General features: G+C 73.8%; 11 protein-coding genes. 8 read left to right on the top strand and 3 right to left on the bottom strand.

Features of this window, described 5'->3' with window-relative positions; genetic code table 11:
- The first annotated feature begins 16 nt into the window (after positions 1–16).
- The 5 genes from ACIQ6Y_RS16740 to ACIQ6Y_RS16720 all read left to right on the top strand — a co-directional run bounded on the left by ACIQ6Y_RS16740 (position 17) and on the right by ACIQ6Y_RS16720 (position 6,595).
- Complete coding sequence (locus tag ACIQ6Y_RS16740; RefSeq protein WP_404038727.1) at positions 17–1,084, top strand: LacI family DNA-binding transcriptional regulator; 1,068 nt, start codon at positions 17–19, stop codon at positions 1,082–1,084.
- A gap of 309 nt (positions 1,085–1,393) precedes the next feature.
- The gene (locus ACIQ6Y_RS16735) at positions 1,394–2,374 is read left to right on the top strand and encodes a RimK family alpha-L-glutamate ligase (RefSeq protein WP_404038724.1); all 981 of its coding nucleotides are present in this window, start codon (positions 1,394–1,396) and stop codon (positions 2,372–2,374) included.
- Positions 2,375–2,402: 28 nt separating this feature from the next.
- Complete coding sequence (locus ACIQ6Y_RS16730) at positions 2,403–3,683, top strand: TerD family protein (RefSeq protein WP_404038721.1); 1,281 nt, start codon at positions 2,403–2,405, stop codon at positions 3,681–3,683.
- Between the two features lie 29 nt (positions 3,684–3,712).
- The gene (locus ACIQ6Y_RS16725; protein ID WP_404038718.1) at positions 3,713–4,171 is read left to right on the top strand and encodes an RpiB/LacA/LacB family sugar-phosphate isomerase; all 459 of its coding nucleotides are present in this window, start codon (positions 3,713–3,715) and stop codon (positions 4,169–4,171) included.
- Between the two features lie 54 nt (positions 4,172–4,225).
- Positions 4,226–6,595, top strand: a complete 2,370-nt coding sequence (locus tag ACIQ6Y_RS16720) for a glycoside hydrolase family 65 protein (RefSeq protein ID WP_404038715.1) — start codon at positions 4,226–4,228, stop codon at positions 6,593–6,595.
- 61 nt (positions 6,596–6,656) lie between these two features.
- On the opposite strand, the gene ACIQ6Y_RS16715 is transcribed toward ACIQ6Y_RS16720, so the two are convergent.
- Positions 6,657–7,007: a hypothetical protein gene (locus ACIQ6Y_RS16715; RefSeq protein ID WP_404038712.1), complete on the bottom strand. Its 351-nt coding sequence runs from the start codon at positions 7,005–7,007 to the stop codon at positions 6,657–6,659.
- A 15-nt stretch (positions 7,008–7,022) separates the two neighbouring features.
- Positions 7,023–7,373: a DUF6479 family protein gene (locus ACIQ6Y_RS16710; RefSeq protein ID WP_404038709.1), complete on the bottom strand. Its 351-nt coding sequence runs from the start codon at positions 7,371–7,373 to the stop codon at positions 7,023–7,025.
- A gap of 60 nt (positions 7,374–7,433) precedes the next feature.
- On the opposite strand from ACIQ6Y_RS16710, the gene ACIQ6Y_RS16705 reads away from it, so the two are divergent.
- Positions 7,434–7,847, top strand: coding sequence for a ferredoxin (locus tag ACIQ6Y_RS16705; protein ID WP_404038706.1), 414 nt, complete (start codon positions 7,434–7,436; stop codon positions 7,845–7,847).
- 173 nt (positions 7,848–8,020) lie between these two features.
- Positions 8,021–9,199 carry an acyl-CoA dehydrogenase family protein gene (locus ACIQ6Y_RS16700; protein ID WP_404038704.1) on the top strand — a complete coding sequence of 393 codons (1,179 nt, stop codon included), beginning with the start codon at positions 8,021–8,023 and terminating at the stop codon, positions 9,197–9,199.
- Positions 9,200–9,206: 7 nt separating this feature from the next.
- Here ACIQ6Y_RS16700 and ACIQ6Y_RS16695 read toward each other — a convergent pair whose 3' ends face one another.
- On the bottom strand, positions 9,207–11,342 hold the full coding sequence (locus ACIQ6Y_RS16695; protein ID WP_404038701.1) for a SpoIIE family protein phosphatase: 2,136 nt from the start codon (positions 11,340–11,342) through the stop codon (positions 9,207–9,209).
- Between the two features lie 124 nt (positions 11,343–11,466).
- Between ACIQ6Y_RS16695 and ACIQ6Y_RS16690 the strand changes: the two genes are divergently transcribed.
- Complete coding sequence (locus tag ACIQ6Y_RS16690; RefSeq protein WP_404038698.1) at positions 11,467–13,062, top strand: phytoene desaturase family protein; 1,596 nt, start codon at positions 11,467–11,469, stop codon at positions 13,060–13,062.
- Positions 13,063–13,101: the final 39 nt, after the last annotated feature.

Genomic DNA, 13,101 nt, shown 5'->3' with positions numbered 1-13,101 from the left:
GGACATCCGACCCGTCATGACCGCCAGCACCCCCGAGGGCCCGGCGCCCAAGGGGCGCAGCCGCCGCAGTTTCGCGGGGACGCGCCCGGTCATGGCCGACGTGGCCCGGCTGGCCGGAGTGTCCAAGCAGACCGTCTCGCGGGTGCTCAACGACCATCCGGCCGTGCGCGCCGAGACCCGCGAGGCGGTGCTGGCGGCGATGCGGACCCTGGGCTACCGGCCCAGCCGCAGCGCCCGTTCGCTGGCCAGCGGCCGCACCCGGATGCTCGGCGTGATCTCCTTCGACGCCGCCCGCTACGGGCCGGCTTCCGTCCTCACCGCCGTCAACACCGCCGCGCAGGCCGCCGGTTACCTGGTCAGCTCGATCGCCCTGGACACCGCCGACCGGGACACCGTCGTCCGCGCGGCGGACCGGCTGTCGGCCGAGGGGGCGGACGGGATGATCGCCATCGCCCCGCAGGAATGGGTCGGCAGCGCGCTGGCCGAGGCCGGCCTCGACACCCCGCTGGTCGTGCTGGACAGCGACCTCGGCGACGGCACGCCCGTGGTCACCGCCGACTCCCGCACCGGCGCCCGGCTGGCCACCGAGCACCTGCTGGGCCTCGGCCACCGCACCGTCGCGCACATCGCCGGCCCGACCGGCTGGACCTCGGCCGACCGGCGCACCGAGAGCTGGCGGGCCACCCTCGCCGCGGCCGGCGCCGAGGTCCCCGAGCCGCTGTTCGGCGACTGGAGCGCCGACTCCGGCTACGAGCTGGGCCGCACGCTCGCCGCCCGGCCCGAGGTCACCGCCGTGTTCGCCTCCAACGACCAGATGGCCCTCGGCCTGCTGCGCGCCCTGCACGAGGCGGGCCGCCGCGTCCCCGAGGACGTCAGCGTCGTCGGCTACGACGACATCCCCGAGGCCGCGCATCTGCTGCCGCCGCTGACCACCGTACGGACCGACTTCGCGGAGCTCGGCGGGCGTTCGCTGCGGCTGCTCCTCGACCGGATCGACGCGGTGACGGACACACCGGTCGACCCCCTCGTGCCGGTGGAACTGGTCGTCCGGCGCAGCACGGGACCGGCGGCCCCAGGGGCCTGACTCGGCCGGGATGGCCGAGAGACCGCCGGGCGCACAGGGGATGCGGACGGCGCAGAGGCGGGAGCAGGAGGTACGGGTGCGTGCGCCCTGCCACGGGCGCCGTACCGGCGCCTACAGTGTGGCTCCCCACAGCTCTGCGCCCCGCCGCCAGAGCGTGGCCCACTGCTTCGGTCACCGGCCGCCCGGGCCCGGCGCGGCCCGCCCCGCGCACCGATGACCGCCCGCGTGTCAGGCACCACCCGTGAGACCGCCCGGTCCGCGCCCGCCAGTGCGCGCGGCCCGGCGCGGCGACGAACGCTGGAGGCCGCTGTGTCCCGACCCCGTATCGCCCTGATCGCCGACCCCACCTCCACCGAAGGCTGCGCGGACGTCCTCGCGCAGGCGGTGGACCTGCTCACCGGCGCCCCGCCGGTCCGTATCGACTCCCGGCACCTCGCCACCGGCGGCAGCGGGCGCGCCGTACCCGCCGGGGAGCGGTTACGCCTGGTCGTGCCCGAGCAGGGTGTCGACCTGGTCCCGGACATCGTCGTGCTGTACGAGATCCCGCCGCACCGCAGGAGCGCCCTCGCCCCGTTCCAGCTGGACCTGGCCCGGCACGACGTGGTCACGCTCGCCGCGGGACCCGAGGCCTGGCGTGCGGCCACGCAGAAGAACCTGACCGTCGAACGGCTGCGCCGGGACGGCATCGCCCACATGGAGACCCTGCTGCTGTCCCGGCCCGCCCCCGAGGAGGCCCGGGCCGCCCTGGACAAGCTCGGCGGCGACGCCTGGGCCCGGCCCGTCGTCGGCACCGGCGGCAACGACACCTTCCATGTCACCGACCCCGAAGCCCTGCTGCGCGCCGCGGACTTCTACGCCGGGCGGGGCACCGACTGGCTGCTCTCCCGCGACGCGGGGAACTTCACCGCGACGGGGGCCCGTCACCAGTTCCGGGTGTTCGTCCTCGGCGGCCGGGTCGTCCACGCCCGGGAGCACGTGCAGGCCTCGCCCGACGTCCCCTGCAACACCTGCCAGGGCGCCGTCCCGACGCACATCGCCCCGCCCGACCTGCCGTCGCGGCTGACCGAACTGGCCGTCGCCGCGACCGCGTCGATGGGGCTGCCCTTCGCCGGGGTGGACCTGGCGATCGAGCACGGCGGCGTCGTCTTCGAGGTGAACGTGCAGCCCGCCTTCGTCGACGGCGAACTGCACACCGTGGCCGTGCCGTACATCAGGGCCCACCTCGATGCGTACGCCGCCGCCCGCGGCGAAGCCCTGTGCGAGGCATCGCTGAACCCCGAACCGATGTGACATGGTGAGCCGAGGCCGACGGGGAGACGTGCTGGGGGTGGACGGCGTGGCGGAACTGGCCAAGGGCGGCAACACGGCGGTGGGCGAGGGGCGCCTCACGGCCGAACTCCACTTCCAGGGCGACCAGGTCGACCTCAGTGCACTGCTGGTGGCCGCCGACGGCCACGTCCGCTCCGACGACGACCTGGTCTTCTACAACCAGCCCGAGGCCGAGTCCGGGGCCGTCCGCCACCGGCCCGCCGACGCCGCGGGCCCCGAGCGCGTCGAGCTGGACCCCGCCGGGCTGCCCGCCGACGTCGACCGGGTCGTCCTCGTCGGCAGCTGCGACCCCGACGACCGGTCCCGTACGTTCCGTACCGTCCGGGACGTGCTCGTGCGCGCTCGGCAGGACGGTGTCGCCGAACCCGTGGACTTCCGGCCGCCGCCTTTGGTGGACGGCGAGCGGGCCGTGCTGCTGATGGAGCTGTACCGCCGCGGCACCGGCTGGAAGCTGCGCGCCATCGGCCAGGGGTACGCGAGCGGCCTGGCGGGCGTCGCCACCGACTTCGGCATCGACGTGGCGGACGAGGAACCCCCGCGGCGGACCGCCCCTGCACCCCAGCCGCCGGTACCCGCCCCGCCGCCCGCCCCCATGAGCCTGCGCAAGCCCCCGCTCGGCAGCGTCAGCCTCGACAAGGGCAGCCAGGTCTCCCTCAGCCTCGACAAGCAGGACCAGGAGCTGGTCGTCACCGCCGCCCTGGAGTGGGACGGCGGCAGCGACGCGCGCCGCCGCCAGGGCGCCGACCTCGACCTGTACGCGCTCTACGTGCCCGCATCCAAGGCGGTGCGGGGCACCAAGGAGCCCGGCACCCTCGTCAAGACCGGCCACAAGCAGCGGGGCAAGGGCAGCGCCGACGTCGTGTACTACAAGCAGCTCGGTGAGCTGGGCAAGCCACCGTACATCCAGCTCGACGGCGACGCGCAGGTGCCCGGCCGCGAGACCGTGCGGATCGTCCGCCCGGACCAGCAGGGCTACGTTCTGCTGTGCGCGTACTCCGCGCTCAGCAACGGCTTCGGCTCCTTCCGCAGCTTCGGTGCCAAGGTCGTCGTCAGCGACGGCCGGGGCTCCACCGTCACGGTGCCGCTGTTCGAGAACACCAAGACCCGCTACTGGGTGGCGATCGCCCTGGTCGACTTCACCGACCCCGACGGCGCCGCCATCCGGCACATCGAGGCGTACAGCGCCCGCATGACCGAGCGCCGACCGGTGCTGCACCCCGACGGCACCATCGAGATGAACGCCGGACCGGTGGAGTTCAAGCGGCGCTGACCCGCTCCGGCACGGGTACGCTCCGAAGCATGCGGATCTCCGTCTCCTCCGACATGGACGAACCCGTCGCCCGGCGGCTGGTACAGGAGCTGCGCGAGCGCGGCCACGAGGTCGGCGCGCACGGGGCGCTGCGCCCCGGCGACGACCCGCAGTGGGCCGTGTGCTCCGCCGCGGCCGCCCGCGAGGTCGCAGACGGCACCGCCGACCAGGCCGTCGTGTGCTGCTGGACCGGCACGGGCGCGTCGATCGCGGCGAACAAGGTACCCGGCGTGCGCGCGGCCCTGTGCACGGACGCCGGCACCGCGGACGGCGCCCGCCGCTGGAACGACGCCAACGTCCTCGCACTGAGCCTGCGCCTGACCTCGGAGCCCCTGCTCACGGAGATCCTGGACGCCTGGTTCGCCGCCGCACCCAGCGAGGACGCCGAGGACAGAGAGAACGTGGCCCGCGTCGACCGGCTCGACGCGGCCAGGGGGACGCCCGGCTGACCCGCGGGGCACGGGGGGTCGCGACCGTACGCAAGCCGCCGGCAAGGAGGCGCGGTGACGGACTGGACCTGGGAGTACAAGGGCTACGAGCCCACGGAGGAGCGGCTGCGCGAGTCGCTGTGCACCCTCGGCAACGGCTACTTCGCCACCAGAGGCGCGCTGCCCGAGTGTGCCGCCGACGACGTGCACTACCCGGGCACCTATGTGGCCGGCTGCTACAACCGGCTGACCTCGCGGGTGGCGGGCCGCTCGGTCGAGAACGAGGACATGGTCAACGTCCCCAACTGGCTGTCGCTGCGCTTCCGCCCGCACGGCGGTGCCTGGCTGACCCCCGACACCGCCGAGGTGCTGGAACACGTCCTGGTGCTCCACCCGCCCTCCGGTGTGCTGGAGCGGCACACCCGCTACGTGCTGCCCGGCGGCGGCACCCTGGCCGTGCGCCAGCTGCGGCTCGTGCACATGGCCGACCCACACCTCGCGGCGATGCGCACCGAGTTCACCGCCGAGGGCCACACCGGAGAGCTGGAGGTGGAGGCGGCCCTGGACGGCGGGGTGAGCAACGCCCAAGTGGCCCGCTACCGGGAGCTGGACGGCCACCACCTCACCCACGTCCACACCGGCTCCTCCGACACCGACACGGTGTGGCTGCGCTGCCGCACCCGCACCTCCGACATCAGGATCGGCATGGCCTGCCGCCTCGACTGCGAGGCGCCCGTGGCCGTACGGCACACCCGCCCGCGCACCGTCCAGTGCACCCGCCTGGAATTGACACCGGGCGACACCGTCACCATCGACAAGATCGTCGCCCTGCACACCTCGCGCGACCCGGCCATCAGCGACCCGCTGTTCGCGGCGGTCGCCCGCGTCGAGCGCGTACCCGGCTTCGACGCGCTGCTCGCCTCGCACCGCACGGCCTGGGCCCAGCTGTGGCACCGCGCCGATCTGGAGGTGCCCGGGGAGGCCGGCCGCATCCTGCGCCTGCACCTGTTCCACGTCCTGCAGACGCTGTCCCCGCACACCGCCGACCTGGACGTCGGCGTCCCCGCCAGGGGCCTGCACGGGGAGGCGTACCGCGGGCACGTCTTCTGGGACGAGCTGTTCGTGCTGCCCTACCTGGACCTGCACTTCCCCGAGACGGCCAGGGCCCTGCTGCGCTACCGGCACCGCCGCCTGGAGCAGGCCTGCACCGCGGCGCGGGCCGCGGGGCGGCGGGGCGCGATGTATCCGTGGCAGAGCGGCAGCGACGGCCGCGAGGAGACCCAGCAGCTGCATCTCAACCCGCGCTCGGGCCGCTGGCTGCCCGACCGCTCGCACCGGCAGTACCACGTGGGCTCGGCGATCGCGTACAACGTGCTCAGGTACTGCGAGGCCAGCGGCGACGCGGAGTTCCTGCACACCAAGGGCGCCGAGATGCTGCTGCAGATCGCCCGCTTCTGGGCGGACGCCGCCACCTGGGACGCCGGCCTCGCCCGCCATCGCATCAAGAGCGTCATGGGCCCCGACGAGTACCACGACGCCTACCCGGACGCCACCGAGCCGGGCCTGGACGACAACGCGTACACGAACGTCACCGCCGCCTGGGTGCTCGCCCGCACCCTGGAGGTGCTGCGCACCCTGCCCGAGCCGCGCCGCCGCGAGCTGGGCGAGCGCACCGGCCTGGACGAGCGCGAGCTGGACCACTGGGAGGAGGTCTCGCGCACCCTGTACGTGCCGTTCCACGACGGCGTCATCAGCCAGTTCCACGGCTACGGCGACCTCGCCGAGCTCGACTGGAGCGGCTACCGCGCCCGCTACGGCGACATCCGGCGCCTGGACCGCATCCTGGAGGCCGAGGGCGACACGGTGAACCGCTACCGGGCCTCGAAACAGGCCGACGTGCTGATGCTCGGCTACCTGTTCTCGCCGCCCGCGCTGAAGAGCCTGTTCGCCCGGCTGGGCGTGCAGCTCAACGACGACCTGTGGCGGCGCACGGTCGACCACTACCTGCACCGCACCAGCCACGGCTCCACGCTCAGCGGCTTGGTCCACGGCTGGGTGCTGGCCCGCGACCGGCGCGCGGAGGCCTGGGAGTTCTGTCTGGAGGCCCTGCGTGGCGACATCGCCGACGTCCAGGGCGGCACCACCGGCGAGGGCATCCACCTCGGCGCCATGGCCGGCACCCTCGATCTGGTGCAGCGCGGTCTGACCGGCCTGGAGACCCGCGACGGCGCCCTGTGCCTGGACCCCGTCCCGCTGCCGGAGCTGTCCTCCTACGGCTTCTCCCTGCGCTTCCACGACCACTGGGGCGTCCGGCTGCGGCTGCGCCACGGCCGCCTGGAGATCACCGTCCCGCCCTCCGACGCCGACCCCATCGACGTACGCCTGCCCGGCCGTGAGGTCCGCGTCGAGCCGGGGGAGACCGTGCAGCTGCCGCTGCCCGACTGAACCCCGTACGGAGGCAGGAAGGGGCCCGGCGACCGAGGCCGCCGGGCCGCTGATGCCGGTCTCAGGTGCGGTCTCCCTTCGGCCTGCCGCGCTGGTCGGGTGTGCCGTGCGGCGGCGGGCCGAAGGGCTGCGCCGACGTCGCGGGCGTCACCGGCGAACCGGCCCGGTGCCCGCCCTGTTCGGGGCGCAGCGCGGACGGGTCGCCGGAGGTCGGCCGCGCGCCGGAGCGCAGCTGGTCCAGCCGGTGGGAGAGCAGTTCGTTCACGGCGAGGCGGTCGGCGTGGTCGTGCTCATAGGTGATGAGCACCTCCACCTCGTCGGCGCTCAGAGCCCGTACCCGGCTCTCCAGACCGCCGATCGGCAGATGGTCGTAGTCGGGCAGCGGCAGCATGCTGCGGCCGGACTCGGCCATGGATCTCACATCCTCTCAATGGGCGCCCAGGCCGCCCCCGCCGAACGAGCCGCTGCTGCCCCGGCTCCAGCGCGGGCGTTCCTGCTTCTCGCTGGCCCGGGTCTGCAGGTTGGTCAGCTCGTAGGGAGTGAGCGGGCGGCCGTCCTTGTCGATCTGCGGGATCTCGTCGGGTTCGCGGTTCTCGCGGACCTCGCGCACGGGACCACCCGGCGGCATCTTCGGCTGCTCCTCCGGCGTCGGCCGGGGCAGCTCTCGGTTACGGATACGTGCGCCGAGCCAGAAGCTGCCGGCCAGCAGGACCAGAACGCCTGCTGCGGCCGCGAACAGTCCCAGACTGAGGAGACCGCTCTCTTCGGCTAGCTGCATGGATGCGGTACTCATACCAGGCGAATACCCGCGTATCGGACGCCGAACCTGTCCGTGTGCGTGTTTGGTGCGCTCGCCCCCGGCTACCCGCCCGGTGTGACTACGACGCCGCCAACCCAACAGGAGCTGTTCCGGTTCCTCGAGGACCGGTTCGCATGCGCCCAGGCGTGCACGGAGTGTGCGAGGGTGTGCGCGCTGCGCGCGAGCCTGGTGACCCCGGACGGAACCGCCGAGCAGGAACGACTGCGCCGTAAAGGCATCATGTGCGCCGAGGTGTGCGACGCCACCTGCCGCGTGCTGTCCGAGGAGAACCGGGTGGACGAGGAGAGCATCCTCGTCCAGCTGGAGTGGTGCCGCGCCATCTGCCTGGAGTGCGCCCACGCCTTCGAGGCGTGCGGCGGCTCCGAGGAGAGCGTGGCCGCCTGCCGCGCCTGCGCACGGGCGTGCTCGGACTTCATGGCGAGCCTCGGCTGACGTAGGCGAGTGCGGGACTCGCGGGGGCCGCCAGGTGGGCCACGCGGGGGCCGCCAGGTGGGTCTCGCGGGAGTCGCGAGGTGGGCCTCGCGGGGCGCCGCCATTCCCAATTTCTGGAACACGTTCTACGGTGTGCGCCGTCAGGACCGGACCGGCGGGACCCTGGAGGCGCCGTGCACCTGGACCACACCCCCGAGCAGCTGCGGCTGCGCAGCGAGCTGCGTGCCTACTTCGCCGAGCTGGTGCCCGACGAGGCCCACGCCCGGCACACCGACCCGGCCGCCCAGAAACGCTTCTACCGCGAGACGATCCGCCGCCTCGGCACCGACGGCTGGCTGGGCGTGGGCTGGCCGAAGGAGTACGGCGGGCGCGGACTGACCCCGACGGAACAGTTCGTCTTCTTCGACGAGGCCGCCCAGGCCGGCGTGCCCCTGCCGCTGATGGCCCTGAACACCGTCGGCCCGACGATCATGCGGTACGGCACCGAGGAGCAGAAGGCGTACTTCCTGCCCCGGATCCTTGCCGGCGAGATCGACTTCGCCATCGGCTACAGCGAGCCGGACGCGGGCACGGACCTGGCGGCGCTGAAGACCCGGGCGGTCCGCGACGGCGACACGTACGTGGTGAACGGCCACAAGATCTGGACCACCAACGGCGACACCGCCGACTGGGTGTGGCTCGCGGTACGCACCGACCCCGACGCCCCGGCCCACCGCGGCATCACCATGCTCCTGGTCCCGACGACCGACCCCGGCTACTCCTGCACCCTGATCAGGACCCTCGCCGGCCACGACACCACCGCCAGCCACTACGACGACGTCCGCGTCCCGGTCTCCCAACGGGTCGGCGCCGAGAACCAGGGCTGGCGGCTCATCACCAACCAGCTCAACCACGAACGCGTCACCCTCGCCGCCCACGGCACCATGGCGATCCGCGCCCTGCACGACGTCCAGCGCTGGGCTGCCGAGACCAAGCTCACCGACGGCCGCCGCGTCCTCGACCTGCCCTGGGTACGCCGCCGCCTCGCCCGGACCCACACCCGGCTGGACGCCCTCAAGCTCCTCAACTGGCAGATGGTCGGCGCCCTCCAGAACGGCACCCTCACCCCCCAGGACGCCTCCGCCGTCAAGGTCTACGGCTCCGAGGCCCGCCGCGACGCCTACGCCTGGCTCCTGGAGGTCACCGCCGCCCCCGGCGCCCTCCAGGAGGGCTCCACCGGCGCGATCCTGCACGGCGAACTCGAACGCGGCTACCGCTCCGCGGTCATCTTCACCTTCGGCGGCGGCAACAACGAGATCCAGCGCGAGATCATCACCTGGATCGGGCTGGGGATGCCCCGGGTGCGGCGGTGACGGTACGTCAGCCCAGCGGCCCCGAGCGCCCCGTCGGCAGGCCCTGTTCGGCCCAGATGACCTTGCCCTCGCGGCCGTGCCGGGTGCCCCAGCGCTCGGCGAGCTGGGCGACCAGCAGCAGGCCGCGCCCGCCCTCGTCCAGGGTGCGGGCCCGCCGCAGATGCGGGGAGGTGCTGCTGGCGTCGAAGACCTCGCAGGTCAGCGTGGACTCCAGGATCAGCCGGAGCTGGACGGGGCTCTTGCCGTAGCGGATCGCGTTCGTCACCAGCTCGCTGACCATCAGCTCGGTGGCGAAGGCCAGCTCCTCCAGGCCCCAGTCGGCGAGCCGGTCGTCGGTGAACTTGCGGGCCCCGGAGACGGCCGCGGGGTCCGACGGCAGCTCCAGCGTGGCCACATGAGCGGGGTCGAGCGCCCGGGTCCGGGCCACCAGCAGAGCGACGTCGTCGGCCGGCCGGCTGGGCAGCAGCGCCTCCAGCAGCCGGTCGCAGATCTCTTCCGGCGACTCCGGCGCCCGGGCGAGGACCTTGCCCAGCACGGTGCGCGCGTCGTCCACGTCGCGGGTACGGCTGCGGATCAGGCCGTCGGTGAACAGGGCCAGCACACTGCCCTCCGGCAGCGTGAACTGGGCCGTCTCGAAGGGCAGTCCGCCCAGGCCCAGCGGCGGCCCGATCGGCACCTCCGGGAAGTCGACCGTCCTGCGCACCGGGTCGGTGGCGCTGCCGTTCACCGGGGTCGCCACGGCCGGGGCCACATGTCCGGCGCTGGCCAGCGAGCACATCCGGGACACCGGGTCGTAGACGGCGTACAGGCAGGTCGCGCCGGTCTCGCCGTCCTCCCCGATCTCCTCGCGCTGGAGGCGGATGACCACGTCGTCCAGGTGCGTCATCAGCTCGTCGGGCATCAGGTCGATGTCCGCGAACGCCCGCACGGCCGTGCGCAGCCGGCCCATGGTGGCGGCCGCGTGCAGCCCCCGGCCCACGACGTCACCGACGACCAGCGCCACGCGCGCCCCGGACAGCGGGATCACGTCGTACCAGTCGCCGCCCACGCCCGTGCGCGAGCCGCTCGGCAGATAGCGCGCCGCCGTCTCCAGGGCCGCCTGCTGCACCGGGCGCCGCGGCAGCAGACTGCGCTGGAGCGCCAGCGCGGTGGACCGCTCCTGGGTGTAGCGGCGGGCGTTGTCGATGGACATCGCCGCCCTGGCCGCTATCTCCCCGGCCAGCAGCAGGTCGTCCTCGTCGAACGGCGCCGCGGTGCCGTGCCGGAAGAACTGGGCGAGGCCCAGGGTGGTGCCGCGGGCCTGTAGCGGCAGCAGCATGGCCGAGTGGACACCGGGGGCGTCCGGGCTGTCGGTGGGTGTCATGCTGCGCAGCAGAGGCTGTCCCGTGGCCAGCGCGCGAGCCGGTTCGGACCTCAGTGGGTAGGTGTGCACCCGGCCCGTGGCGACGGTGTCGTCCGGGCAGCCGTCCGGGACGGACCGCTGGGCGACGCGGCGCAGCGTCGGCGGCGGCGGGCCGTCCTCCCGCAGGACGTACTCGAAGAGGTCGACGGTGACCAGGTCGGCGAAGCCGTCGACGCCGACGTCCGCCAGTTCCTGAGCGGTGCGCGCGGTGTCCAGGGTGGTGCCGATCCGCCGGTCGGCCTCATGGGTGAACAGCAGCCGCCGCTGCACCCGGCGCTCGCGCTCCTCCTGGTAGGCGGCGACGACCTCCTCCGAGCCGTGGTCGACGTACTCGAACCCCTTCGTGATCAGCCGGCTTCCCGCCGCGTTGATCAGCTCCCAGTCGTCGGTGAGCCGGGTGACCTCGGCCTGGATCAGCTGGAACAGGTTGACGTGCCCGAGGCGGTAGGCCCGCAGCAGCTTGCTGATCGGCATGCCCCTGCGGGCATAACCGCGGGCCACCTCGATGGCGATGGGAGGCGTCTGGACCCGGCTCGCGTCCAGGTCGTGCTCCAGCACGTCCAGGAAGGCGATGACGTGCGCGGTCGTCTCCTCCAGCGCCAGCGGGGCCAGGTCCTCCTCCCGCCACAGCTCGGGCAGCTCCGCGCGCAGGCGCTCCAGCACCACCCCGGCCGACCGGGTCGCCCGTGGCCTGAGTGCTCGGGCCAGGCGACGCAGGAAGGCGTCGACATCGGTCGCCATACCGGAAACGTACCCAAGGCCCCGCTCGGGCGCCCGTCAGGACGGGGCCGGGTGTGCGCGGCAGGGGACGGTTCGCGGCGGCCGGGCCCTGGCCGACCGTGATCGGCTCGTGCTACGAAGAATCATGTCCGCACCCGAGGAAGCCCCCGCAGCCCGCTCCTACGACGCCGTGATCGTCGGAGGCGGGCACAACGGCCTGGTCGCCGCCGCCTATCTGGCCCGCGCCGGACGGTCCGTGCTGGTGCTGGAGCGGCTCGGCCACACCGGCGGCGCGGCGGTGTCCACCCGCCCGTTCGCCGGCGTCGACGCCCGGCTGTCGCGCTACTCTTACCTGGTCAGCCTGCTCCCCGGGAAGATCGTCCGGGACCTCGGCCTGCGCTTCGAGCTGCGGACCCGCGCCATCTCGTCGTACACCCCCGTGGAGCGCGCCGGACGGCCCACGGGCCTGCTCGTCGGCGGCGGTGAACAGCGCACCCGGGAGGCCTTCGCGCGGCTGACCGGCGGCGAGGGCGAGTACGAGGCCTGGCGGCGGTTCTACGACCTGACGGGCGGGGTCGCCTGGGCGGTGTTCCCCACGCTCACCGAGCCCCTGCCCACCCGCGAGGAGCTGCGCCGCAGGGTCGGCGACGAGGAGGCCTGGCGGGCGCTGTTCGAGGAGCCGCTCGGCGTCACGATCGAGGACCGCTTCCACGACGACCTGGTCCGGGGCGTGGTCCTCACCGACGCGCTCATCGGCACCTTCGCCGACGCCCACGACCCGGACCTCGCCCAGAACCGGTGCTTCCTCTACCACGTGATCGGCGGCGGCACCGGCGCCTGGGACGTGCCCGTCGGCGGCATGGGCGCACTGACCGACGCGCTGGCGGCCGCGGCCCGGGAGGCCGGGGCGGTCCTCGCCACCGGCCATGAGGCGGTACGGATCGACACCGACGGCCGTACGGCGGAGGTCACCTACCGCACGGCCGACGGCGAGGGCGTCGCCGCCGCCCGGCACGTCCTGGTGGGCGCCTCCCCGCAGGCACTGGCGGCCCTGACCGGCGACGAGCCGCCCGCCCCCGCCGAGGGCGCCCAGCTGAAGGTGAACATGCTGCTCAGGCGGCTGCCGAGGCTGCGCGACCGGGACGTCGACCCGCGCGAGGCGTTCTCCGGCACCTTCCACATCGCCGAGGGCTACGACCAGCTGGCCGCCGCACACCGGCAGGCCTCGGCCGGCGAGCTGCCCGCCGCGCCGCCCTCCGAGATCTACTGCCACTCGCTGACCGACCCGACGATCCTCGGCCCCGAGCTCGCCGGGCAGGGCTATCAGACGCTCACCCTGTTCGGTCTGCACACTCCCGCCCGGCTGTTCGCCCGGGACAACGACCGGGCGCGGGAGGACCTCCTGAAGCTCACCCTCGCCCAGCTCGACGCCCACCTGGCCGAACCGCTCGCCGACTGCCTGGCCACCGACACCGACGGCCGCCCCTGCATCGAGGCGAAGACCCCGCTGGACCTGGAGCGCGACCTCGGGCTGCCCGGCGGAAACATCTTCCACCGCGCCCTGTCCTGGCCCTACGCCCAGGACGACACCGGCCGCTGGGGCGTGGAGACCCGGCATCCCAACGTCCTGCTCTGCGGGGCGGGCGCGGTGCGCGGGGGAGGGGTGAGCGGGGTGCCGGGGCACAACGCGGCCATGGCGGTGCTGGAGGCATCAGCTTCGGGATCTTCGGGCCGCCTCTGACACCGGCTCCCGGTCGGCCCGGTCGGCCTGCGACCCAGC

It is taken from the genome of Streptomyces sp. NPDC096205 (assembly GCF_044763135.1).
In the GTDB taxonomy this organism is placed as follows: Bacteria; Actinomycetota; Actinomycetes; order Streptomycetales; family Streptomycetaceae; genus Streptomyces.
This window is presented reverse-complemented; position numbering and strand designations above follow the sequence as displayed.

What these genes read in the sequence shown, in the direction of transcription:
- ACIQ6Y_RS16740 (WP_404038727.1), top strand. Translation starts at nt 17, where the DNA reads ATGACCGCCAGCACCCCCGAGGGCCCGGCGCCCAAGGGGCGCAGCCGC.
- ACIQ6Y_RS16725 (WP_404038718.1), top strand. Translation starts at nt 3,713, where the DNA reads ATGCGGATCTCCGTCTCCTCCGACATGGACGAACCCGTCGCCCGGCGG.
- ACIQ6Y_RS16715 (WP_404038712.1), bottom strand. Translation starts at nt 7,007, where the DNA reads ATGGCCGAGTCCGGCCGCAGCATGCTGCCGCTGCCCGACTACGACCAT.
- ACIQ6Y_RS16710 (WP_404038709.1), bottom strand. Translation starts at nt 7,373, where the DNA reads ATGCAGCTAGCCGAAGAGAGCGGTCTCCTCAGTCTGGGACTGTTCGCG.
- ACIQ6Y_RS16695 (WP_404038701.1), bottom strand. Translation starts at nt 11,342, where the DNA reads ATGGCGACCGATGTCGACGCCTTCCTGCGTCGCCTGGCCCGAGCACTC.
- ACIQ6Y_RS16690 (WP_404038698.1), top strand. Translation starts at nt 11,467, where the DNA reads ATGTCCGCACCCGAGGAAGCCCCCGCAGCCCGCTCCTACGACGCCGTG.